The sequence below is a fragment of the Rufibacter roseolus genome (genome assembly GCF_017916365.1).
Taxonomy (GTDB): domain Bacteria; phylum Bacteroidota; class Bacteroidia; order Cytophagales; family Hymenobacteraceae; genus Nibribacter; species Nibribacter roseolus.
Map to the genome: position 1 here is coordinate 1894044 of NZ_JAFMSU010000001.1, position 20498 is coordinate 1914541.

Annotated in this window: 17 protein-coding genes; 7 read left to right on the forward strand and 10 right to left on the reverse strand. The window is 54.1% G+C overall.

The features are described from left to right. Positions 1-29 precede the first annotated feature (29 nt). Positions 30-752: a hypothetical protein gene (locus J3P35_RS07435; protein WP_210463694.1), complete on the reverse strand. Its 723-nt coding sequence runs from the start codon at positions 750-752 to the stop codon at positions 30-32. 131 nt (positions 753-883) lie between these two features. Here J3P35_RS07435 and surE point away from each other — a divergent pair, with 131 nt between their 5' ends. Further along, positions 884-1717, forward strand: a complete 834-nt coding sequence (surE, locus tag J3P35_RS07440; protein ID WP_210463695.1) for a 5'/3'-nucleotidase SurE — start codon at positions 884-886, stop codon at positions 1715-1717. Between the two features lie 161 nt (positions 1718-1878). On the opposite strand, the gene J3P35_RS07445 is transcribed toward surE, so the two are convergent. From J3P35_RS07445 to J3P35_RS07455, 3 genes are all read right to left on the reverse strand, one after another. Continuing rightward, entirely contained in the window at positions 1879-2175 is a 297-nt protein-coding gene (locus J3P35_RS07445) for a hypothetical protein (protein WP_210463696.1), read from the reverse strand. 409 nt (positions 2176-2584) lie between these two features. Continuing rightward, positions 2585-4252 (reverse strand): S8 family peptidase, encoded by a 1668-nt coding sequence (locus J3P35_RS07450; RefSeq protein WP_210463697.1) that lies wholly within the window; start codon positions 4250-4252, stop codon positions 2585-2587. 217 nt (positions 4253-4469) lie between these two features. Then, complete coding sequence (locus tag J3P35_RS07455; RefSeq protein ID WP_210463698.1) at positions 4470-4961, reverse strand: hypothetical protein; 492 nt, start codon at positions 4959-4961, stop codon at positions 4470-4472. 266 nt (positions 4962-5227) lie between these two features. On the opposite strand from J3P35_RS07455, the gene J3P35_RS07460 reads away from it, so the two are divergent. Further along, the gene (locus J3P35_RS07460) at positions 5228-6874 is read left to right on the forward strand and encodes an ABC-F family ATP-binding cassette domain-containing protein (RefSeq protein ID WP_210463699.1); all 1647 of its coding nucleotides are present in this window, start codon (positions 5228-5230) and stop codon (positions 6872-6874) included. 159 nt (positions 6875-7033) lie between these two features. Here the strand turns inward: J3P35_RS07460 and J3P35_RS07465 are convergent, their stop codons facing one another. The 5 genes from J3P35_RS07465 to J3P35_RS07485 form a co-directional block, all read right to left on the reverse strand. Beyond that, on the reverse strand, positions 7034-7960 hold the full coding sequence (locus tag J3P35_RS07465; RefSeq protein ID WP_210463700.1) for a bestrophin family protein: 927 nt from the start codon (positions 7958-7960) through the stop codon (positions 7034-7036). Then, positions 7957-8232 (reverse strand): UBP-type zinc finger domain-containing protein, encoded by a 276-nt coding sequence (locus tag J3P35_RS07470; protein ID WP_210463701.1) that lies wholly within the window; start codon positions 8230-8232, stop codon positions 7957-7959. The genes J3P35_RS07465 and J3P35_RS07470 overlap by 4 nt, the downstream gene beginning before the upstream one ends. An 11-nt stretch (positions 8233-8243) precedes the next feature. After that, a complete protein-coding gene (locus J3P35_RS07475) occupies positions 8244-9905 on the reverse strand; it encodes an FAD-dependent oxidoreductase (RefSeq protein ID WP_210463702.1) in 1662 nt (553 codons plus the stop codon). A gap of 37 nt (positions 9906-9942) precedes the next feature. After that, complete coding sequence (locus tag J3P35_RS07480) at positions 9943-11331, reverse strand: ATP-binding protein (protein ID WP_210463703.1); 1389 nt, start codon at positions 11329-11331, stop codon at positions 9943-9945. Between the two features lie 212 nt (positions 11332-11543). Continuing rightward, positions 11544-14834: a VPS10 domain-containing protein gene (locus J3P35_RS07485; protein WP_210463704.1), complete on the reverse strand. Its 3291-nt coding sequence runs from the start codon at positions 14832-14834 to the stop codon at positions 11544-11546. A 243-nt stretch (positions 14835-15077) separates the two neighbouring features. Here J3P35_RS07485 and J3P35_RS07490 point away from each other — a divergent pair, with 243 nt between their 5' ends. Then, positions 15078-16073, forward strand: coding sequence for a DUF1028 domain-containing protein (locus J3P35_RS07490; protein ID WP_210463705.1), 996 nt, complete (start codon positions 15078-15080; stop codon positions 16071-16073). An 81-nt stretch (positions 16074-16154) separates the two neighbouring features. Here J3P35_RS07490 and J3P35_RS07495 read toward each other — a convergent pair whose 3' ends face one another. Continuing rightward, positions 16155-16601, reverse strand: a complete 447-nt coding sequence (locus J3P35_RS07495) for an energy transducer TonB (RefSeq protein ID WP_210463706.1) — start codon at positions 16599-16601, stop codon at positions 16155-16157. A gap of 219 nt (positions 16602-16820) precedes the next feature. On the opposite strand from J3P35_RS07495, the gene J3P35_RS07500 reads away from it, so the two are divergent. The 4 genes from J3P35_RS07500 (at position 16821) to J3P35_RS07515 (ending at position 20472) form a co-directional block, all read left to right on the forward strand. After that, on the forward strand, positions 16821-18206 hold the full coding sequence (locus tag J3P35_RS07500) for a M28 family peptidase (protein WP_210463707.1): 1386 nt from the start codon (positions 16821-16823) through the stop codon (positions 18204-18206). A 181-nt stretch (positions 18207-18387) separates the two neighbouring features. After that, on the forward strand, positions 18388-19038 hold the full coding sequence (locus tag J3P35_RS07505; protein ID WP_210463708.1) for a hypothetical protein: 651 nt from the start codon (positions 18388-18390) through the stop codon (positions 19036-19038). An 87-nt stretch (positions 19039-19125) separates the two neighbouring features. Further along, a complete protein-coding gene (locus J3P35_RS07510) occupies positions 19126-20145 on the forward strand; it encodes a glycosyltransferase family 9 protein (protein WP_210463709.1) in 1020 nt (339 codons plus the stop codon). A 78-nt stretch (positions 20146-20223) separates the two neighbouring features. Continuing rightward, entirely contained in the window at positions 20224-20472 is a 249-nt protein-coding gene (locus J3P35_RS07515; RefSeq protein WP_210463710.1) for a glutaredoxin family protein, read from the forward strand. Positions 20473-20498: the final 26 nt, after the last annotated feature.

The window sequence follows — 20498 nt, forward strand, 5'->3', positions numbered from 1 at the left end:
CAGGCTTTTGCCTTTGTTCAGGAGTAACCTTAGTAGAGCATCACCCCGGAAACAAGCGTGGAGTTAGGCACATCGTTCACCTTCAACTTGGCCCACCGCTGCGACGGTATACCCCGCATGTCCAGCACGAAACTGATTTTGGCATCCTCTGAGATGGCCACAAAGCCGATCTCGCCGGGCGCCACGCTGGTGATCTTGAAGTTCTCTTTCACGTCTCTGAACGTACTGCCAATACCCACGCCGCTCTGGCTCTTGAAGGCGGGGTTCAGGACCGTGATACGGGATACCTTGCAGGCCGTGCCGGCGCATTCCTGTTCCACACGCAGATCTGGGCGATGGCGCTCGCCCAGCACCTCGTAGGCCGCCGTGGTATTGCCTTCTATGGAGTGTTCAATGGACCGGAGCTTTGTCTCACCGTAGACTTTTTTCAATTCATCTATAGACATCCCAATCTTCACCCGACCGGCCTGGCCGCTTTGCAAGGTAAGGTTGAAGAGCGGATTGGCAGCCGAAGGCGGTGTAGAAGCCGTGGAAGGTGCGCCGGGCAGTGGTTCCTCAGTCATTGGCTCAGAGGCAGCGGGGGCAGGAGTGGCACCGTCGGGGCTCTGGGTTGCTGCTTCACCCGCCTCAGTTGATACATCGCCAGCGGCTTCTTCTAACTGCGTCTCGTTATTGTCTTGCGCGTTGGAGGCATCTTGCTTGCAGGACGCCAGCGCCAACAGCGTCCCGAACAGTAGGATTGTCTTTTTCATAGCCATTCAAGTTTCGTACAACATAATTAACGTTTCTTCCTGCAGAACGCAAGCGTTTGCACCAATTGCGCTATTTCAATTTGCCTGTGGTGCGTATACAGACTAATTTGGCTCCAAACTATGAACTGACTATGGAGAAGAAACCCTTAATTTTAGTTTCTAACGATGACGGAATCACCGCGCCCGGTATTCATACGCTGGTAAAGGTGATGCAGAAGATAGGCGAGGTAGTGGTAGTGGCACCAGACGGGCCGCAGAGTGGCATGGGGCACGCCATCACCATCGGTAACACCCTTAGATTGGATAAGTCGCTGGCATTTGATGAGGTGGAATCTTACGAGTGCTCCGGCACCCCCGCCGACTGCGTGAAGCTGGCCAAGCACCACGTGCTCAAGAACCGCAAGCCAGACCTGGTGGTGAGCGGTATCAACCACGGCTCCAACTCCAGCATCAGCGTGCTGTACTCTGGTACCATGTCGGCGGCCATTGAGGCAGCCATTGAGGGCCTGCCCGCCATTGGCTTCTCGCTCTGCGACTACGGCCATGACATTGACTTCTCGCACACCGAGGAATACGTAGAGCTGATCACGCGCCAGGCGCTGGAGTTCGGGATTCCGGCCGGCGTGGCCCTGAACGTGAATTTCCCCAAGAAGTCTGAGAAGCCTATTGCGGGCATCAAGGTTTGCCGCCAGGCCCGCGCCAAATGGGAAGAAGAGTTTGATGAGCGCAAAGACCCGCATGGCCGCGTGTATTTCTGGCTCACCGGTAATTTCGTGAACCATGACAAAGGCGAAGACACTGATGAGGCCGCCCTGGCCCAGAACTATGTTTCCGTAGTGCCCTGCCAGTTTGATATGACCTCCAACTACGCCATTACGGTGCTCAACAATGAATGGAACCTGAACCCCGAGGCCGAGCCCGCGGTAAGCTCCAAATCCTTGGAAAGCGGCCGCGCCGAAGGCTGATCCGTTTCAAGCCCAGTTTCAACAAATAAGCCCTATTCCGGGCTTGTTTGTTTACGGCCTCTTCTGCATCCATCTAATAAGTGGTGACAGCCGGAAGAGCATAAAAAAGCCTTTCTGTTACTGGCAGAAAGGCTTTTCACGAAATATGTATTCTGCAGAAACTACGCCTGCTGCGCGATTTTCTTTTTGTTGAATTTCTCAATAGGGCCGTACTGTGCTTTCTTGATGGTGATGCCTGCTACGCGCAGTTGCACTTCCACTGGCGCCAGCTTTTTGGTGAAATCAGAAGAAACCACTTTGCCGTAGAATTCTTTCGCCTCTTTGGATTCACCTTTCTCAAAAGAGTGGGTAGACAGCTTCTTGGTGATAGGCAAACCCGGGATCACCTGATAGGTAGTGGTCACCACCTCATAAGAAGGCAGAAAGGGTTTAATGGCTTTTTTGAGTAAACGTTTCATGCAATAATAGTATTAAATAAGAGGGTTTAGTAGAGCGTAAGACAAAGATAGACTTTCTTTAGTTCTCTTGATAGCCAGCCCCTGCATCTTTTTAGGCAATTCTGCCAAAGAGTATAAATGTACCATTGTTAAGAAAGTTTAAAACACCAAAGTCTGCGAAATGAGCAGCTTTTTAATGGCAAGTGATTGGATAAAAGGTGTTTTATCATTTAAAGAGATGGGTAAAGTTTAACTGGACTTTTCAATGATTGGTTGAGATTACTTTTCTGCTTCCCGGTAACCGGTAAAGGAAATTCTTACCTCAGCCTTGTTTCTTCACTGATTTTGAGAAATCGGCATAAAAACAGAGCGGCCTCTGATTGTTAGATCAGAGGCCGCTCTGTTTGGTTATTGCTTTCCAGACGGTAGCTTAGCTTTTGGGAGCTTTCTGGTTTACCGTTTTCTCTGCGAGCATCAGTGCATTGTAGGCATTCACCAAGCCACCGGTGCGGGAAAGGTCCGCGAAACGGGCTTTCTTACGGGCTTCGCCTTCCAGGTTAGGGTACAGCGCGGTTTCCTTGGGGTACACCGTCGCCGATTTCAGGATGACATCTTTCAGTTCCGCCGCCGTGAGTTCTGGGTAGTAAGACCATACCAGCGCGGCCACGCCGCTCACAATAGGGCTGGAGAAGCTGGTGCCGTCCATTTTGCCGTATTTGTTTTCCGGGGCCAGGGAGACAATGTCCACGCCAGGCGCGAAAAGGTCTACCGTCTGCTTGCCGTAGTTGGAGAACACGCCCACAAAGTCTTTGCCCAGCATCCGCGAAGAGGCGCCTACCTCAATCCAGGTCTTGATTTGGGAACCATCATTCAATACGCGAGTGGGGTAGTGGGTGACTTTGTCGTTGTCGGTGGCCTCGTTGCCGGCCGCGTGCACCAGCAGCACGTTCTTGGACTCGGCGTATTTTATGGCCTCGTCCACAAACGATTTCTCCGGCGACATAATCTTCCCAAAGCTCATGTTGATGATGTTGGCTCCGTTGTCCACGGCGTACCTGATGGCCAGCGCGATGTCTTTATCGCGCTCGTCACCTTCTGGCACGGCCCGCAAGGCCATGATCTGCACGTCCTCGGCAATGCCGTCAATGCCCAGGTTGTTTCCGCGGAGCCCGGCAATGAGGCCAGACACCGGGGTGCCGTGGGTTGGGCGCGGGCCCACCACATCGTTGTTCCCGTACTTTTTATCCGTGATGGATTGTGGGTTGTCATTGATGATGGTACGCGGGTTGAAGTCCAGGTTCAGGTGCTTGTCCAGGAAAGTATCGGTGTGCTCTTTGTACTTGAGGAAAGCCTCTACCGTGAGGCCTTGGCTGTATTTGCTCAGGAGCCAGTTTTTGGCGTTCATCACATTCTGGTCCGGAGAAGAAATGCGCTGCACGTCCTGCAAGGTGTATTCCTTTGTTTGGAGGTGATTAGCCAGCACGTTCTGCACCTGGATGAGGACCTTCTCAAAAGCCGCCAGGGTTTGCCGGGTCTGCTGGTATTTGGCCAGTTCCTTGTCGTAGAGTTGTTTGCTTTGCTGGTAGAGCCTGTACTCGGGCTGTTGGGCCAGCGGCACCTCGGAGATGGAGTTTACCTTCTCATAGGTAGGCGCCAGGCGGCGCAGTTGGCGCACGTACTCATAGGTCTCATAGCGGATGTTCTCGCCTTTGGCATTGCCCAGAAAACCCCAGCCGTTTACGTCATCTACGTAGCCGTTCTGGTCATCGTCCTGGCCGTTGCCGGCCACTTCTTTCTTGTTCGTCCAGATGCGGCCTTTCAGGTCTTCGTGGAGTATGTCAATGCCGGAGTCAACCACCGCCACCACAATCGTTTTCTTCGGCTTTTTGTTGGTCAGTAGTTCTTTGTAGGCTCTGTTCACGCCCGTGCCTTGGATTTTGTCCTGCGTGGGGTCCAGGTTGTGCCAGTTCACGTAGGCTTGGTCAAGTTCCGAGACGGAAGAAACCGGATCATCCTGGGCCAGCGCCGGGAACACAGTAAAGCCAGCCAAAAGCAGGCTGGCCGAGGTTCTTAGTATATTCTTATTCGGGATTTTCATAGCAGCACAACGGCAAAAACCATTCCATGCGTGTGCCCGCCGCCAGGTTTTGCCGTAAATGAAGTGTTCTTTTTTGAAAAGGTACGACTATTTCGGGTAACCAGCCTCCTGAGCCAGCCCGTTTCTATTCTCCTAGGCAAAACCGTTTCAGGCCTGTTTCCCTAAAAACAGGCCTGAAACGGTTGCTGAAACAAAATGGATAATGAAATGGAGAAATCTACTTCGTCTCCGTCACTTTCTGGTAATAAGCAGTTGGCCCATCTGCGGGCGAGTAGTCTAACAGGAGGTATTCCGCTTCCCCGTTCCCCAGCCACATCTCTTGACCAAACCCTTGGTTACGATTCCCGAAGGTGTGGAATGCCACTGAAGGATCATCAAATTTGACGGCAACGTACCATTGTGTGGCAGTGTGATTGGTTTTGACGGAAAATGACCCTGTCGCCTTTACGCCGTTCCGGTACCTTATGACAGAACTATCAGGTTGCAAGTGCAAGACTTCCTCATAGGGTAAGGAATATGTATAATCAGATTGGCCCCTTATCTGGGCCCGATGAGTCATCTTCACCAGCTTCCATTGACCAATTGCCTGAGAAGGCACCAGCGTCCCTGGCCTATAAGCATTTGGATCTGGCTCGGGGGAGATCTCGTCTGCCGGGGTGCAACTGATGGCCATGAGTAAAAACAGGAAAGGGTAGAGGATATTCTTCATACGCATCGCTTTGGCTTTTTTACATGACCCTGCTCAGGCCCATTAGGTTGCAGCGCCTGGTTTTCAGTTCACCATAATTCATCATTAAAATAATACTTTCAGGCCGATTTTCTAAAAACAGACCACAAATGGAGCAAATCTAATGCGATCTGTGTTGTGCTGGTTCCTGAGAGATTTCCCCAAGTCCTTGTAACTTCTGATGCTTTTGAAAGTCAGCCTAATCGGGGAAATACTAGTATCTTTGTTTTCTAATTGTAAAACGCACCATGATTTCAGTTGATTCGGTCGCCGTTGAGTTTAACGGCGCGGCTCTTTTTAGTAACGTTACCTTCAACATCAATGAAACCGACCGCATCGCCCTCATGGGGAAAAACGGGGCCGGTAAATCCACCCTCCTCAAGATCATTGCCGGGGTAAACAAGCCTACCAAAGGTAAAGTATCGGCACCCAAAGATGCGGTGATCGCCTATTTGCCGCAGCATTTGCTTACCAAAGACGAGAGCACGGTTTTTGCCGAGGCTTCCAAGGCTTTCGGGCAGATTCTGGAAATGAAGGCCAAAATGGACGAGCTCAATACCCAGCTGGAAACCCGCACCGACTACGAGTCTGATGCCTACATGAAGCTGATTGAGGATGTCTCTGAACTGAGCGAAAAATACTACTCTATTGAGGAAATCAACTTCGATGCCGAGGTAGAGAAAACGCTCCTGGGCCTGGGCTTCCTCCGCTCAGATTTCACCCGCTCCACCAGCGAGTTCTCCGGCGGATGGCGCATGCGCATTGAGCTGGCCAAAATCCTGTTGCAGAAACCAGACCTGATTCTGCTGGATGAGCCTACGAACCACCTGGACATTGAATCGGTGCAGTGGTTGGAGGATTTCCTGGTGAACAACGCCAAAGCCGTGATCGTGATTTCCCACGACAAGACCTTCGTGGACAACATCACCAACCGCACCATTGAGGTGACCATGGGCCGCATCTACGACTACAAGGTTCCTTACACCCAATATTTACAGCTGCGTAAAGAGCGCCGCGAGCAGCAGCAGCGCCAGTATGATGACCAACAAAAGGAGATCGCCGATATCACCGCGTTTATTGAGCGTTTCAAGGGAACTTACTCCAAAACGCTGCAAGTGCAGTCGCGCGTGAAGATGCTGGAGAAAATGGAACTGGTGGAAGTGGACGAAGTGGACACCTCGGCACTAAGCCTGAAGTTCCCGCCCGCCCCGCGCTCCGGTAACTACCCCGTGATTGTGGAGGAACTCACCAAGAAGTACGGCGACCATACCGTTTTCCAAGATGCCTCCATGACCATTGAGCGCGGCGAGAAAGTAGCCTTTGTAGGCAAGAACGGCGAGGGTAAATCCACGCTTATCAAAGCCATCATGGGGGAGATTGACTTCGAGGGCAAACTGCAATTGGGCCATAACTCTATGATCGGGTACTTCGCACAGAACCAGGCTTCCCTCATGGACGAGGACCTGACGGTGTTCCAGACCATCGACCAGATTGCCGTAGGTGACATCCGGACCCGCATCAAAGACATCCTGGGTGCCTTCATGTTCAGCGGCGATACCGTGGAGAAGAAAGTGAAAATGCTTTCGGGCGGCGAGAAAACCCGTCTGGCCATGATCAAGCTTCTGCTACAGCCCGTGAACCTGCTCATCTTGGATGAGCCCACGAACCACTTGGACATCAAAACCAAGGACATCCTGAAAGACGCCCTCAAAGCCTTTGACGGAACCCTGATCCTAGTTTCCCACGACCGCGACTTCCTGGACGGCCTGGCCGAGAAAGTATTTGAGTTCGGGAACAAGCGCGTCCGCGAGCACTTCGAGGACATCAACGGCTTCCTGCGCAACAAGAAAATGGAGAACCTCCGCGAGATCGAGAGAAAGACCATAGCCAGCTAAGCTGCTGTTTAGGATACATGAAAGATCCCCATTGGTTAAAGCCGATGGGGATCTTTTTTTAGCGTAGGTACACCGTAACGATGTGGTGCTACACAGCAATACGTTCCCACGTTAGCTTCAGAGAAAGCAAAAGTGAACGCCATTTTAGCCAAAACAGACTCAAAATACTTTCTGGTACAAATTCTTCTCCGGCTCGTTTTCTACGTGCCGTACTTCCAAAATCTCAAAGACATTCTTCTTGATGGTATGCGCGATATCGCCGGTGGGCAGGTCGTTGCAGTCCAGCCCGAACGGGTCTTCAATCTCCTCGGCCATGAGCTGCACACCCAAAAAAGCGAAGGCAATGAACATCACAAACAGAATGGCAAAGTACCCGAAATGCGGAATCAGGCCGAAGGGTAGAATGCCGGTGTACACCATGATGTACAGCTTGAGGTACACGTTGTAAGAAAACGGAATGGGTGTTTTCTTGATGCGCTCACAGGCGCCGGTTACCTCCAGCAGGGCTTGCGTATGCACCTTCAGGTTCAGGTGGTCTTCGCCGGCTATGTCGCCGTTTCGGAAGCTCTGCTGAATGAGGTGCTGAATTTGCCAGGCCAGAAAACTAGGCAAGTGGGCTTTGCTGGCGTATAGCTGGTGCTCTTCTGGCGAGAGGAAAATGAGGTCCTCCAACTGTACCCCTTTCCGGAGGTGCTCTTTTAGGGTATAGCCGAAGTTGGCCAGGTGCACGGCCAGAAACCGACGGGTATCCAGGTCTTCTTCGGGGAGGGCTGCGTGTGCCATCACCGCCAGGTTACGGCTGTCATTGACCAGTCTGCCCCAGAGTTGGCGACCTTCCCACCAGCGGTCATACGCGCTATTGGTCCGGAATACCAGCAAAATGGACAGCACAATGCCCAGCAGGGAAAACAAGCTGCCCTCAATTTTCCAAGGGGGAAGTTGCAGAACATCTAAGGTGAGAAAGGCAATGACGGCCGTGATAGCACCCATGACCAGCGTGTGCTGCATGATGCGTTTCATGGTGTAACTCACCGACAAGTGCCGGACATCCCGCAGCCAGCTTTTATTCGCCTCATAAACAATCATAAGGCAGGCATGAACAACTGATCTTCGTAGCACCAGGCCCAGCTCTCGCCGGGTTGCGCCGAGGTGATAACGGGGTGCTTCGTCTCCAGGTAATGTTTGGTGGCGTGCCGGTTGGGCGAGGAGTCGCAGCAGTGGGTTTCACCACAGGTCTGGCAGAGGCGTAGGTGCACCCAGGTGCTACCCATGGCCACGCATTTGGCGCATACGTGAGAGATAGCCGGCTTCAGGTCCTCCGGAGAAGGCAGGTGCTCACAAACTTTGGTTTCCATCATCAGAAAGAATCTTAGGTTTCAGCGAGGTATTCGTGCACGTATTTGATGGCCATGGCGCCTTCGCCTACCGCCGAGGCCACCCGGTTCATGGCGCCCGCCCGCACATCGCCGGCGGCGAAAATACCGGGCACGCAGGTCTCTAGCAGGTACGGGTCACGGGGGAGTTTCCAGGTTTTCTGGAAGAGCGGGTACTTCTGCAGGTCGCGGCCGGTTTCCACGCAGCCTTTGGAGTTTTTGATGATGTCCAGCTTGATCCAGTCGGTGAAGGGTTTGGACCCGATGAAGATGAACAGGGCATCGGCGGGAACGGTCTTCGTGGTGTTATCCTGATCGTTGCGCAGCACCAGGCAGGTCAGCCGTTGGTCGCCGCGGGCCTCCGCTACCTCGGTGAAGGGCAGCAATTGGATGTTGGCCGTCCCCTTAATCTGGTCTATGAGGTACTGCGACATGGTGGAACTCAGGTCTGGTTTCCGGATGATGATGATCACCTGCGCCGCGTACTTGGACAGATGCATGGCGGCCTGCCCCGCCGAGTTTCCGCCGCCCACAATGTAGACCTGTTTCCCTTTGAACGCGTGGGCCTCACTCATGGCGGCACCGTAATAAATGCCCGCTCCCGTGAATTCCTCTACGCCCGGGGCCTCCAGTTTACGGTAATCCACGCCGGTGGTAATGATGATGCTGCGGCTGCTGATCTCGTTGCCGTTGGACAGCCGTACAATCTTGTACTGGTCCTGTAACCTGATCTCCACCACCTCCTGCGGCGACAGGAACTCGGTGCCAAGGCGGGTAGCCTGCACGATGGCGCGGTGCGCCAGATCGCTGCCGCTGAGGCCGTTGGGGAAACCCAGGTAATTCTCAATGCGGGAGCTGGTGCCTGCCTGCCCGCCGGGTGCTTTTTTGTCTATCAGCAAGGTCTTTAGGCCCTCCGAGGCGCCGTACACCGCGCCCGCCAACCCGGCCGGACCGGCCCCAATCAGGACCACATCGTACAGAGAGTTCGTCGCGTTGGATTTCAGGCCCAGTTTCTGGGCGATGGACGGAATCTCGGGCTGGCAGAGGTAGGAGCCGTCTTCAAAGAAAACCACGGGCAGCTGGCTCTCATTCAGGTTGTTCAGGCGCAGCAGTTCCATGGCCTGGTTGGGTTCGTCCACGTTCAGCCACTGGAAGGGGAACAGGTTGGCGCCCAAGAAATCCTTGAGTTGGTGCGATTTAGGCGACCACTGGTTCCCGATGACCCGCAGGCCGGTATATTCAGGAATAAACGTGGCCTGCCACTCGTCCAGCAAATCTTGAATGACCGGGTACAGCCGCTCCTCGGGCGGGTCCCAGGGTTTGAGCAGGTAGTAGTGAAGGCCCACCGCGTTAATGGCCTTGATGGCGGCCTCCGTATCTGAATAGGCGGTGAGCAACACCCGCTTGGCATCCGGGAAAATCTTGATGGCCTGCTCCATAAAATCCACGCCGGGCATCTCGGGCATGCGCTGGTCACAGATGAAAAGGGCGATGGTTTCGCTTTGGTTCTTGAGGGTTTTCAGGCTTTCCAGGGCTTCCAGGGCCGAGGAGGTGCTCAGGACTTTGTACTCTTTCCGGAACTGTTGCCGGACATCGCGCACCAGGGCCTTGAGCACCTGCGGATCATCGTCTAACGCGAAAATGATGGGCTGTTTCATGGATGGTTTCTCAAAAGAAGGATGAAAACGGAGGGCCTTACAGCGGCAGTTGCACGGTGAAAGTGGTCTGACCCGGAACCGAGGTCACGAAGATTTCTGCCCCGTGGTGCTGGATGATCTTGCGCACGATGTCCAGCCCCAGGCCGCTGCCTTTGCCCATGGGCTTGGTGGTGAAGAATGGGTCAAAGATGCGGCCCATGATGTCCGGTGCTATGCCGGTGCCGTTGTCTGTGATGCTTACTTTGACAGTTTTCCCCTCGGGCCAGGCCTTGATTTCCACCGTTCCCTGATCCGGGGCGGCGTCAATGGCGTTGTCCAGCAGGTTGGTCCAGACCTGGTTCAGCTCGCCGGCGTAGACCGTGACTTTGGGCAGGTCCGGGGCATAGGTTTCCTGCACCTGGATGCGCTTTTCCTTGAGCTTGTGGCCCAGCATGGTGAGCGTGCTCTGGATTTCCTTGGGCAAGGTGACCGGCTGTTTGTCCTGCGCCTGGTCCATGTGCGAGTAGGTTTTAACGGCGCTCACCAGGTCAAATATCCGTTTGGAGGCCACCTGGATGTCATTGATCACGCGCTCGGTAGTTAGGGCGTTAGCCACCCATTCCAGAACCTCGTCCAGGTGCTTCCCGTCCAGGATTTTTTCCACCAGGTTCAAGTCGTCCAGGTCCAGGCCGGTCTCCACGAAAATATCGGCCAGGGGGTAGGGGTCTTCCAACTGGCGGTCTTCCATCCATTCCAGCAACTCGTCTTCCTGCCGGCTTTTTTCCAGCATGGTGTGGGTGCTCAGTTTGCAGCTCTGAATCTTGGCGAAGGTGAATTCCACCACCTGGTCCACTTGTTCCGGCGTGAGGTGCATCATCATCACGCGCTTGAATTTCTGGGGAACGTTGTGGTGGATGCGCAGCAGCTCGGCGGAGCTCCGCACGATGGCCGCCGAGGGGTTGTTGAGCTCATGGGCCAGGCCCGCCGAGAGCTTGCCCAAGGCCAGGAGCTTCTCGTTGAACTGCTGCATCTGGGTGAAATCGCGTACCCTATCGGCCATGAGGCTGACCAGCACCTGCAGCAGATCGGGGTTGTTTCGCTCCAGCTCGGGAAAGTTGCTTTTGTGCAGCACCAGCAATAGGGTAGGCTTCACTGCCTGGCCCACGCCCTTGGTATGGGTAAGCCGGGAAAAAGGCATCACGCCGGTGATTTCCCCTTTATGGAAGGTAAAGACCTGTTTTAAGAGCCCGCTTTCCTCTAGCCGCACGTCTATCTGGCCTTCCAGCACCACGTACATGTTCTCGGCGGGTTCTCCCTTCTGGAAGAGTGTTTGGCCGGGCATAAGCTCCAGAAAGGTGGCGTGCTCCAGCATCCAGGAGAGTTGCTCCAAAGGAACCTGTTTGAAAAGGGCCAGGTCCTGAAGTTCGGCGGCTTCGGTTGTTTTCATGGCTCAGGTGTATGGATGATCCTGATTCAATATACAGAAAATCAAATTGTAACAGGTTCTCCGGGCTGTTAATTTTAGAGGTTGTCACCGGATGGACAAAGAAAACGGGTTCCTACGCCTGGAAAAGGGAAGGAGGCCAAACGCAGCAAAAACAAAAGCCCCGCTACTGTAAGGCAGCGGGGCTTTTCAGGGCCGTTTTTCAGAAATCGGGCTTAAAGCACCACTTTGTTGTCTTTGTCCTTGAACACGCTGAGCGCCGCCGACTGCACTTTCTGCTTGTACCCGGCCCATACGGTAGAGAAGAAGGTGTTCACCTTGCCTACCGCTTCCTGGGTGAGGGTTTCGGCCTGCTCTACTAGTTGCGTCTCGGTTTGGGTAATAGGCTCCATGCGGCCGGTCACGTAAGAGCGCGCTTCCTGCAGTTTGGAAACCGCCGTAAGCTGACTTGGGCGGCCGTACCCCTGGCGGGAGAGGCCTTGCCCCTGGATCATCTCGCGGTAAGTCTTAATAGAGTCCTGCATGGCTTTGGTGGAGCGCTGCAACTCGGCTTTCTCTTTGCCACTCGCTAATTTCAGTTGGGTGTTGATGGCCTCGGTGGCCTCAGAGGCTTCCTGCAGGCGGTCCAGCACCTCAGTCAATTGCTGGGTCTGCTTGTTCAGGCGCTCACCCAGTTGCCGGCGGGCGATCACGTTCTCTTTCTGGAACGGGAAGCGCGGGTCTGCTTTCACGGTCACGAACGTGGAGTCTTTGCTGCCGGCGTATTGCATCACCAGTTTGTAGGTACCGGGCAGCACCGGGTTCCCCGATGGCTCTCCGCCGCCGCCTCGCTGGCCACGCCCCCCGCTGGGTTGCCGGATACCGCGTTCGGTCAGGTTCCAGGTCATCCGTTGGAAACCTAAGGTAGAGTCTGGCTTCTGGCGCAGGGTCCTGATGAGTCTGTTATCGGCATCGAAGATGCGGAGCTGCAGGGAATCTGCCTTCACGCGGGCTACGGCCGGAACCGAGGCGCTGTCGCGGGCGGGCAGGGAAGTGGCCATGCGCTCACCGGTTTCTTTGTTCAGTTCTGTAGCGGGCTTCTTCTTTTTAGGGGCCGCTTTTTTGCCGCTGGCCGGGGCTGGCGTAGTGGCTTTGGGTTTGATGTAATAGGTTACCGTGGCGCCGGCCGGTTTGTTGGCGGCCTGGTACAGGTTGTCGGCCTCGGAGCCGTAGCCGGGTGCCGAGGCGTAAGAGGCCAGATAGGCTTCTGAGGGCTCAAACACGGCCAACGGTTTCTGGAGGGTTTTTCCATTATCAGCCGCTAACTGGCGCAACGGTTTGATATTGTCCAGCACGTACACGGCGCGGCCAAACGTCCCGATAACCAGATCGGCTTCACGCTCCTGGATGGCCAGGTCCATCACCGGCACTGAAGGCAAGCCTTGGGTCCACTGAGTCCAGTCTTTGCCCCCGTTGATGCTCACCCAGAGGCCGTGCTCGGTCCCGGTGAACATTAGATTTGGTTGGGTGGGGTCCTGCAGGAAGGAAAGGGCGTAGCCGCGTACTTTCTTGTCATCTACCAGGCGGGTCCAGGTTTTCCCGAAATCGGTGGAGCGGTACACGTAAGCGCTGAAATCCTTCCCGAAACGATAATGGTTGGCCACCACGAACGCTTCGCCGGCACGGTGGCGCGAGGCAGTGATCTGCGGAATCCAGGCCTCGGCGGGCAAGCCGGGCAGACGGTCGCGCAGGTTCGTCCAGGTCTTGCCGCCGTCGCGGGTGAGCTGCACGTGTCCGTCATCGGTGCCTACCCAGATCACGCCTTTCTCCAGTGTGCTGGGCGCGATGGTGAGGATGGTGTTGTGGTTCTCGGCGGAGGTGATGTCCAGACTCAGGCCACCGCTTTCCATTTGTTTCTGCTGGGCGGGGTTGTTGCGGGTCAAATCTGGTGAGATGGTTTTCCAGCTCAGGCCTTTGTCTGCGGACTGGTGCAGGAACTGGCTCGCGTAGAAAATACCGCCTTTGTTGAACGGGTCCAGCGCGATGGCCGCGTTCCAGTTAAAGCGTAGTTTGGTCTTGAGGTCCGGTGCCGTAGGTTTGGCGATGTAGGAGTTGCCGGTTTCTTTGTCATAGCGCGCCAGGCTTCCGCCCTGTGACATCGCGTAGCCGTAGCGGGCATCCTCCGGGTCTGGCACAACGTCAAAGCCATCGCCGCCCTGCACGGTTTGCCAGTAGTAGTTACGAAGGCCGCCGCGGGTAAAAGTATAGGCCGGTCCGGTCCAGGAGCCGTTGTCCTGCAGGCCGCCGTACACGTTGTAAGGCACCTCGTTGTCTACGTTGATGTGGTAGAACTGCCCAAAAGGAAGCGCCTCCGGGAAGCTCCAGGTCTTGCCCCGGTCCCGGCTGATGGCCAGGCCGCCGTCGTTCCCGTCCAGAATCAGGTTCGGGTTCTCCGGGTGGATCCAAAAGGCCTGGTGGTCGGCGTGGACCGCGTCCATGGAGGCCGTCACGTTGAACGTCTTGCCGCCGTCTTCGCTCACCGCCACCGGCTGGTACAGCATGTAGATGCGGTTCTCGTTTTTAGGATCGACGTAGATTTCGTTGAAGTAGAAGGCGCGGTTCGTCACGATGGAAGGGTCCTCGGTCACCTTGGTCCACTTCTCGCCGCCATCGTCTGAGCGGTACAGACCGTTTTTGGTGGCCTCTACCATGGCGTAAATGCGGCTGGGCATGCTGCGGCTTTGCGCCAGGCCCAATCGCCCGAAGTCCCCGGCCGGCAAACCGTCAGCCGCGCCTTTCTTCCGCCAGGTTTTCCCGCCGTCATACGTGATGTATAATCCTGATCCCGGACCTCCCGATTTGAAATCCCAGCCCGTGCGGCGGTGTTCCCACATAGCCACGATCAGTTTGTTGGGGTTGCTGGGGTCCATGACCATCTCGGCCACCCCCGATTTCTCATTCGTGAACAGCACGCGCTCCCAGCTCTGGCCGCCGTTGGTAGTCTTGTACAAGCCGCGCTCGGGGTGGTCTCCGAACGGCAACCCGATCACGCCCGCGTACACCACGTCTGGGTTAGAGGGGTCAATGATGATGCGGTGGATGTTGAAGGTCTTGTCCAAACCCATGTGTTTCCAGGTGCGGCCGCCGTCAATGCTTTTGTAGATGCCGTTACCCATGTTCACCGAGTTGCGGGGATTGCCCTCGCCGGTACCGGCCCACACTACGCTGGGGTTGCTCTGCTGGATAGCCAGTGACCCGATGTTGATGTTAGGCTGCTCATCAAAGACCGGGGTAAAGGTGGTGCCGCCGTTCTCGCTTTTCCAAACGCCGCCCGAGGCTGCGCCCACGTACATGATGTCTGGATTGCTCACCACCGCGTCAATGGCCGTTACGCGGCCGCTCATCACGCCCGGCCCAATGCTGCGGGCCTTCATCTGGTTGAACTGCGCCTTGGGCAACGTTTGGGCCTGCGCCTGCCCCAGGGCCAGTAAAGACAGGCAGAAGAGCTTGGGTAAATGTTTAATCATAAAGGAGAAGTAGTTTGTGTAGATTGGTTTGGGTCTCTAAATGTAAGGAACTAAGCGCAGGTTTGGAAGCAGGGTGGGAAACGTGCCGTTTAGAGCCTGTTTTAAAGAAAACGGCTCCTAAACGGACGGGGTAAAAAGCAGGGGCGGTGGAGTAACTTTCTGTACGGCTGCCTCTTGGCGCAGGATAAACCAAGAGCGGCTAATTTTCCTTATCTTACAGGTCTATTTATTAGACAAAACAACATGAAAAAGCTTTTGATTCTTCTGGGTTTCGGTGCCCTGGCCATAAGCCAGCCGGCCGCGGCCCAGGTCTATAAACCACAGGAGCCGCTGGCCCACACCTATTCCATTGTGGCCCGCGACCCTAAAACCGGCGAGATGGCTGTAGCCGTGCAAAGTCACTGGTTCTCGGTTGGCACCTCCGTGAGTTGGGGTGAGGCCGGAGTAGGCGTAGTAGCCACCCAGTCGTTCACAAACAAATCCTTCGGGCTGCGCGGACTGGCGCTGATGAAACAGGGAAAAACCGCTGAGGAAACCCTGAAACTATTGCTTGCCAATGATCCGGGCCGCGAGGTGCGCCAGGTAGCTATCCTGGATGCCAAAGGCGGCGTGGCTACCCATACCGGTAAAAAATGCATTACCTATGCCGGGCACATCACGGGCAAAGACTTTTCGGTACAGGCCAACATGATGCTGAACGAGACCGTGTGGCCCGCCATGGCCAAGGCCTTTGAGCAGAACTCGCACCTGCCGTTGGCTGAGCGGATGCTGGCCGTGCTGGACGCTGCCGAAGCCCAGGGCGGGGACATCAGGGGAAGACAATCTGCCGCGCTGTTGGTAGTTCCGGGCAAAAGCAAAAAAGAGCCCTGGAACGAGCGGTTGGTGGACCTCCGGGTAGACGACCACGAACTGCCTTTGCGGGAACTGCGTCGCCTGCTCACCGTGCAGCGCGCCTATGAGCACATGAACAACGGCGATCTGGCCGTGGAGAAAAACGACATGGCGCTGGCTATGAAGGAATACGGCGCCGCAGAGAAACTGCAGCCCAACAACCTGGAGATGCAGTACTGGCACGGCATCACGGTGGCCAACACCGGCAAAGTAGATGAGGCCATCAAAATCCTGGAACCCGTTTTCAAAGCCGAGCCCAACTGGCGCATCCTCACCGAGCGTCTCCCGCCGGTAGGCCTGCTCACCGTTTCAGCGGAAGATTTGAAAAGGATTTTGGAATTGAAGTAACATCGAAGACGCAATTGTCAAATCCTTTTACCCACTTAGCGCTTGTGGAGGGATGGCCCTGAAACCATCTCTCCACAAGCGCTAAGTTATTTTTACCCTGAATGGAACGCTGAACCTTACCGCTACTCTTTTTCCCTTGTTTCGGGCTGGCTTCCAATGTGGCATATTTTGGATTACCTTGACCAATTCCCGGTCTAAATCAGGATGAAGGGATTCTTTGATTTCAACAGAAACGATTCTTCCTTTCTTATTGATGATAAAGCTGGCTACCGCCAACCCTTCAAGTCCTGCCCGTTTAAGATGGCTGGGAACAATAACGTTATTTCCTAAATATGCCATTAGAGCATTGATTCCTCCGGGAAACTCAGGTTTTTCGTCCAGTTCCAGGTGCTCATAAGAGGCGTTCTTGGTAGTGGAGCTATCTGTTTTCTGTGCCTGAGCTTGTCTGCTGTTGCAAAAAAGAAAAAGTAGCAGCAAAACAGTAAGGCGTAAACTACCTGAAAAGAAGGAATTAAAAATGGGTTGCATCTGGTAAATTGGATTTCAACAACTAAGGTATAGAATAATTGTGAAAGGCGTTTTAGGACTGTTTTTGAAAATACATCTTTGAAATGCCCTTCTGCTTGTAAACTACTATAGAAACAGAAAGAATGAACTAGTCTGTGGTTTTGCAGTTGACAGTTCCTATTTTTGGATGCTTGGATAAGTGAACTGCTGACTATATACCATCCTACCTCACCCTCTTATATGCTTCGCTCTCTCAAACAGATTACCCTGGCTGCCGCCCTTTGTCTGCCATTGGCGGCCAGTGCTCAGAACCAGGATTCCCTGCACATCCGCAGGATTTATGATGTGGCACTTACCCAGGGCCAGAGTTATGACCAACTGCGTTACCTTACCAGCCGCATTGGCGCCCGCCTGAGCGGCTCGCCGCAGGCCGCCGCTGCCGTAGAGTGGGCCCGCCAGGAGATGGAGAAGATGGGTCTGGACCGGGTGTATTTGCAGGAAGTGATGGTACCGCATTGGGTTCGGGGCGAGAAAGAGTACGCGGCCATCGTGAACTCCAAGATCACCCCTACCCGCGAGGTGAACGTGCTGGCCCTTGGTGGTTCTGTCGCTACCCCTGCCACCGGGCTCACCGCCGATGTGATAGAGGTAAACAGCCTGGAAGAGCTGAAGAAGTTGGGCAAGAAAAAGGTGCAGGGCAAGATCGTCTTTTTCAACCGGGGCTTTGACCAGACGCACATCGTTACCGGACACGCGTACCGCGGAGCCGTAGACCAGCGCTCCAGCGGGCCCTCCGAGGCCGGACGGCTGGGTGCCGTGGGCGTGGTGGTACGTTCCATGGCCTCCAACAACGATGACTTTCCACATACCGGCGGTTTGCGCTACGCCGAGGACGCCCCTAAAATCCCGGCCGTGGCCATCAGCACCAAAGGCGCCGATTTATTGAGCAAATTGCTCAAAGAAGACCAGAAACTTCAGTTCCACCTGCGCATGAACCCGCAATGGCTCCCCGATGTGCTCAGCTACAATGTCATTGGCGAGATCAAAGGCACCGAGAAACCCGAGGAGATCATTGTAGTAGGCGGCCACCTGGACAGCTGGGACATCGGTGAAGGCGCCCATGATGACGGAACCGGTTGCGTGCAGTCTATGGAAGTGCTGCGCCTGATGCGCGCCATGGGCTACAAACCCAAACGCACCATCAGGGCGGTGATGTACATGAACGAGGAAAACGGCCTGCGCGGTGGTACCAAGTACGCCGAGGTGGCCAAAAAGCAGGGCGAGAAACACCTTGCCGCCATTGAATCGGATGCTGGCGGATTCACGCCCCGTGGTTTCGGGATTGCGACTACTACCGAGGCGGCTTACCAGAAAGCCTTCGCTTGGCGCCAATTGCTGGCTCCCTACGGCCTGCATGACATTGACCGGGAAGGCGGCGGCGCCGATATCGGTCCGCTGAAAGATGACCGCGTGGCCCTCATCGGCTTCCGGCCAGATTCCCAGCGCTACTTTGACATCCACCACACCGCCAATGACACCTTCGACAAAGTAAACCGCCGCGAACTGGAACTAGGCGGCGCCTCTATGGCCGCGCTGGTGTATTTGCTGGATAAATACGGGTTGTAAGGGATTGTGTCTTTGAAAAGGAAAAGCCTGCGGCAAAAGCTGCAGGCTTTTTTGATGTTCAATTCAGAAAAGGGCTCTAAAACAGAATAGCCATAGTGAAAGGTTTTTTTCTATGACGTGAATTTATGGAAAGCAGTGCCCTGGTTCATCCTGTCTAAACTAATCAATTAAACAGAATTTTATGACCAAATTGTTGTTCGTGATTTTTTTCATGGCTCTAACTTTCAACTCTTTTTCTTCAAGTTGCTCATTGCCAGATGAAGAAAATTGGTTACCTGTAGTTCAGAAGTATATTCAAGAAAGCGAGACTATATTTCTTGGCGAAGTAATTGGATCAAAAGACAAGAGCACAATCATTAAAGTTTTAGATGTATTTAAGGGTGAAGTAAGCACAGATACAATTTACTTAAGTGCTGACATTGATTATGAGCCCTTGGGTTATGTAAAAAAGTGGCCTATGGGTGTAGCGATATTTTACACTAAACAAGCAAGCGTTAATTCCTACAAAGAAGTTCTTATCAATAAAAGTTGTGGGATGTCTAGAAGTATTACAGATTTACCTACGTTCAGGCCATTAGAGCTTCAAATAAGTGAGAAAAGTGAAATGTTTTCTGAAAATGAATTATTACAAAGGGAAGCAGAAGCTTATATGCGCATTCAACCACTCTTACTTAAAAACTGGATCAACGAATATGCCCTCCTTAACGCTTACCGCAACAGTCACCAAAAAGTAGAAGAACCTCAATTCAGTAAATCAGACTATCTTTCTTACCTCGCAGTGGCGCTTTTAATGGTGGCTGTTTTGGTGGCCTTTTTCAGAAAACAGCGTTAAAACTGAGGAGACCAAAGCTGCCTCTTTCACCCGCGGGAAATCTGCCGTAAGACCCGTACCTTTGCCGATGGGTTAAACTGTTTGCGCTTGAAAAAAATCCTCATCATCCGGTTCTCTTCCATCGGCGATATTGTGCTCACCACGCCGGTTATCCGGTGCGTGAAAGAGCAGGTGCTGGGGGCAGAAGTTCATTTCTGCACCAAGGCCGCCTTCCGGAATATCATTGCCAGCAACCCGTATGTGGACAAGGTGTTCTGCCTGGAGAATTCCCTAAAGGATTTGCTTCTGCAGTTGAAAGCCGAGCGGTATGACCTGATCCTGGACCTGCACAACAACCTGCGCACCCGCGTATTGAAATCTCGCCTGGGCCGTCCCGCCCGCAGCTTTGATAAGCTCAACTACCAGAAGTGGCTGTTGGTGAAGTTCAAGATAAACCGGATGCCGGATGTGCACATCGTGGACCGTTACCTGGCCACGGCGGCACCGCTAGGCGTGCAGAACGACGGGGAAGGCCTGGACTATTTCATCCCCGAGAAAGATGAGATAGACCTGAGCACCTTGCCGGCGTCTCACCAGAAAGGCTACTACGCCATTGCCATCGGGGCGCAGCACTATACCAAGCGCCTACCCGTAGACCGCCTGATTGAACTGTGCGAGAAAATCAACGGCCCCATCGTACTGCTGGGAGGCAAGGAGGATGTTCCCATTGCGCACATGATTGAGGTCTTTTTCACCTCTGAGCCTTATCATTCCCACGAATCTCCTAACCCAGCAAACCGTACGATTATCTACAACGCCTGCGGAAAATACAACCTCAACGGATCAGCCTCGCTGGTTCGTCAGGCCCAAGCGGTTTTCAGCCATGATACCGGCTTGATGCACATCGCCGCGGCCTTCCAGAAAAAGATCTACAGCATTTGGGGAAACACCGTGCCCGCCTTCGGGATGTACCCTTACACCAAGGACTTTGAGGTAATGGAGGTGAAAAACCTGTACTGCCGTCCCTGCTCTAAGATAGGCTACACCAAATGCCCTGAGCGCCACTTCCGCTGTATGCGCGAAATCAACTTCGATTTCCAACTGCCGGAGGTGGACCACCTTGCTTGAGACTTATGCCGGAGGCGCCTTGTTTTCGGCCTGTTTTCCGGAAAAGACGTACAAAACGGCAAACCAACCCTCTATGTTATGGCCGCCAAACCCATTCTCTACGGTGCCGATTGGTGCAAGAAAACCGTTGCCATTCAAGACTACTTCAAAACGCATGACGTGGCTTATGACTACATCAACGTAGAGCAAAGCGACGAAGCCATGCAAGCCATCAAAGACATGAACCGCGGCAAAGTGCGTTTTCCCATGGTAGTGGTAGGGGAGCAAACCCCCATGAAAAACCCCTCCCCTGAAGAGTTGGATGCTGCTTTGGCGGGTAACGGGTAGGATGTAGTGGAGATCGTGCAGAGTAC

Coding starts and splice junctions, on each gene's coding strand:
- J3P35_RS07435 (WP_210463694.1), bottom strand. CDS start 752: ATGAAAAAGACAATCCTACTGTTCGGGACGCTGTTGGCGCTGGCGTCC.
- surE (WP_210463695.1), top strand. CDS start 884: ATGGAGAAGAAACCCTTAATTTTAGTTTCTAACGATGACGGAATCACC.
- J3P35_RS07445 (WP_210463696.1), bottom strand. CDS start 2,175: ATGAAACGTTTACTCAAAAAAGCCATTAAACCCTTTCTGCCTTCTTAT.
- J3P35_RS07450 (WP_210463697.1), bottom strand. CDS start 4,252: ATGAAAATCCCGAATAAGAATATACTAAGAACCTCGGCCAGCCTGCTT.
- J3P35_RS07455 (WP_210463698.1), bottom strand. CDS start 4,961: ATGAAGAATATCCTCTACCCTTTCCTGTTTTTACTCATGGCCATCAGT.
- J3P35_RS07460 (WP_210463699.1), top strand. CDS start 5,228: ATGATTTCAGTTGATTCGGTCGCCGTTGAGTTTAACGGCGCGGCTCTT.
- J3P35_RS07465 (WP_210463700.1), bottom strand. CDS start 7,960: ATGATTGTTTATGAGGCGAATAAAAGCTGGCTGCGGGATGTCCGGCAC.
- J3P35_RS07470 (WP_210463701.1), bottom strand. CDS start 8,232: ATGATGGAAACCAAAGTTTGTGAGCACCTGCCTTCTCCGGAGGACCTG.
- J3P35_RS07475 (WP_210463702.1), bottom strand. CDS start 9,905: ATGAAACAGCCCATCATTTTCGCGTTAGACGATGATCCGCAGGTGCTC.
- J3P35_RS07480 (WP_210463703.1), bottom strand. CDS start 11,331: ATGAAAACAACCGAAGCCGCCGAACTTCAGGACCTGGCCCTTTTCAAA.
- J3P35_RS07485 (WP_210463704.1), bottom strand. CDS start 14,834: ATGATTAAACATTTACCCAAGCTCTTCTGCCTGTCTTTACTGGCCCTG.
- J3P35_RS07490 (WP_210463705.1), top strand. CDS start 15,078: ATGAAAAAGCTTTTGATTCTTCTGGGTTTCGGTGCCCTGGCCATAAGC.
- J3P35_RS07495 (WP_210463706.1), bottom strand. CDS start 16,601: ATGCAACCCATTTTTAATTCCTTCTTTTCAGGTAGTTTACGCCTTACT.
- J3P35_RS07500 (WP_210463707.1), top strand. CDS start 16,821: ATGCTTCGCTCTCTCAAACAGATTACCCTGGCTGCCGCCCTTTGTCTG.
- J3P35_RS07505 (WP_210463708.1), top strand. CDS start 18,388: ATGACCAAATTGTTGTTCGTGATTTTTTTCATGGCTCTAACTTTCAAC.
- J3P35_RS07515 (WP_210463710.1), top strand. CDS start 20,224: ATGGCCGCCAAACCCATTCTCTACGGTGCCGATTGGTGCAAGAAAACC.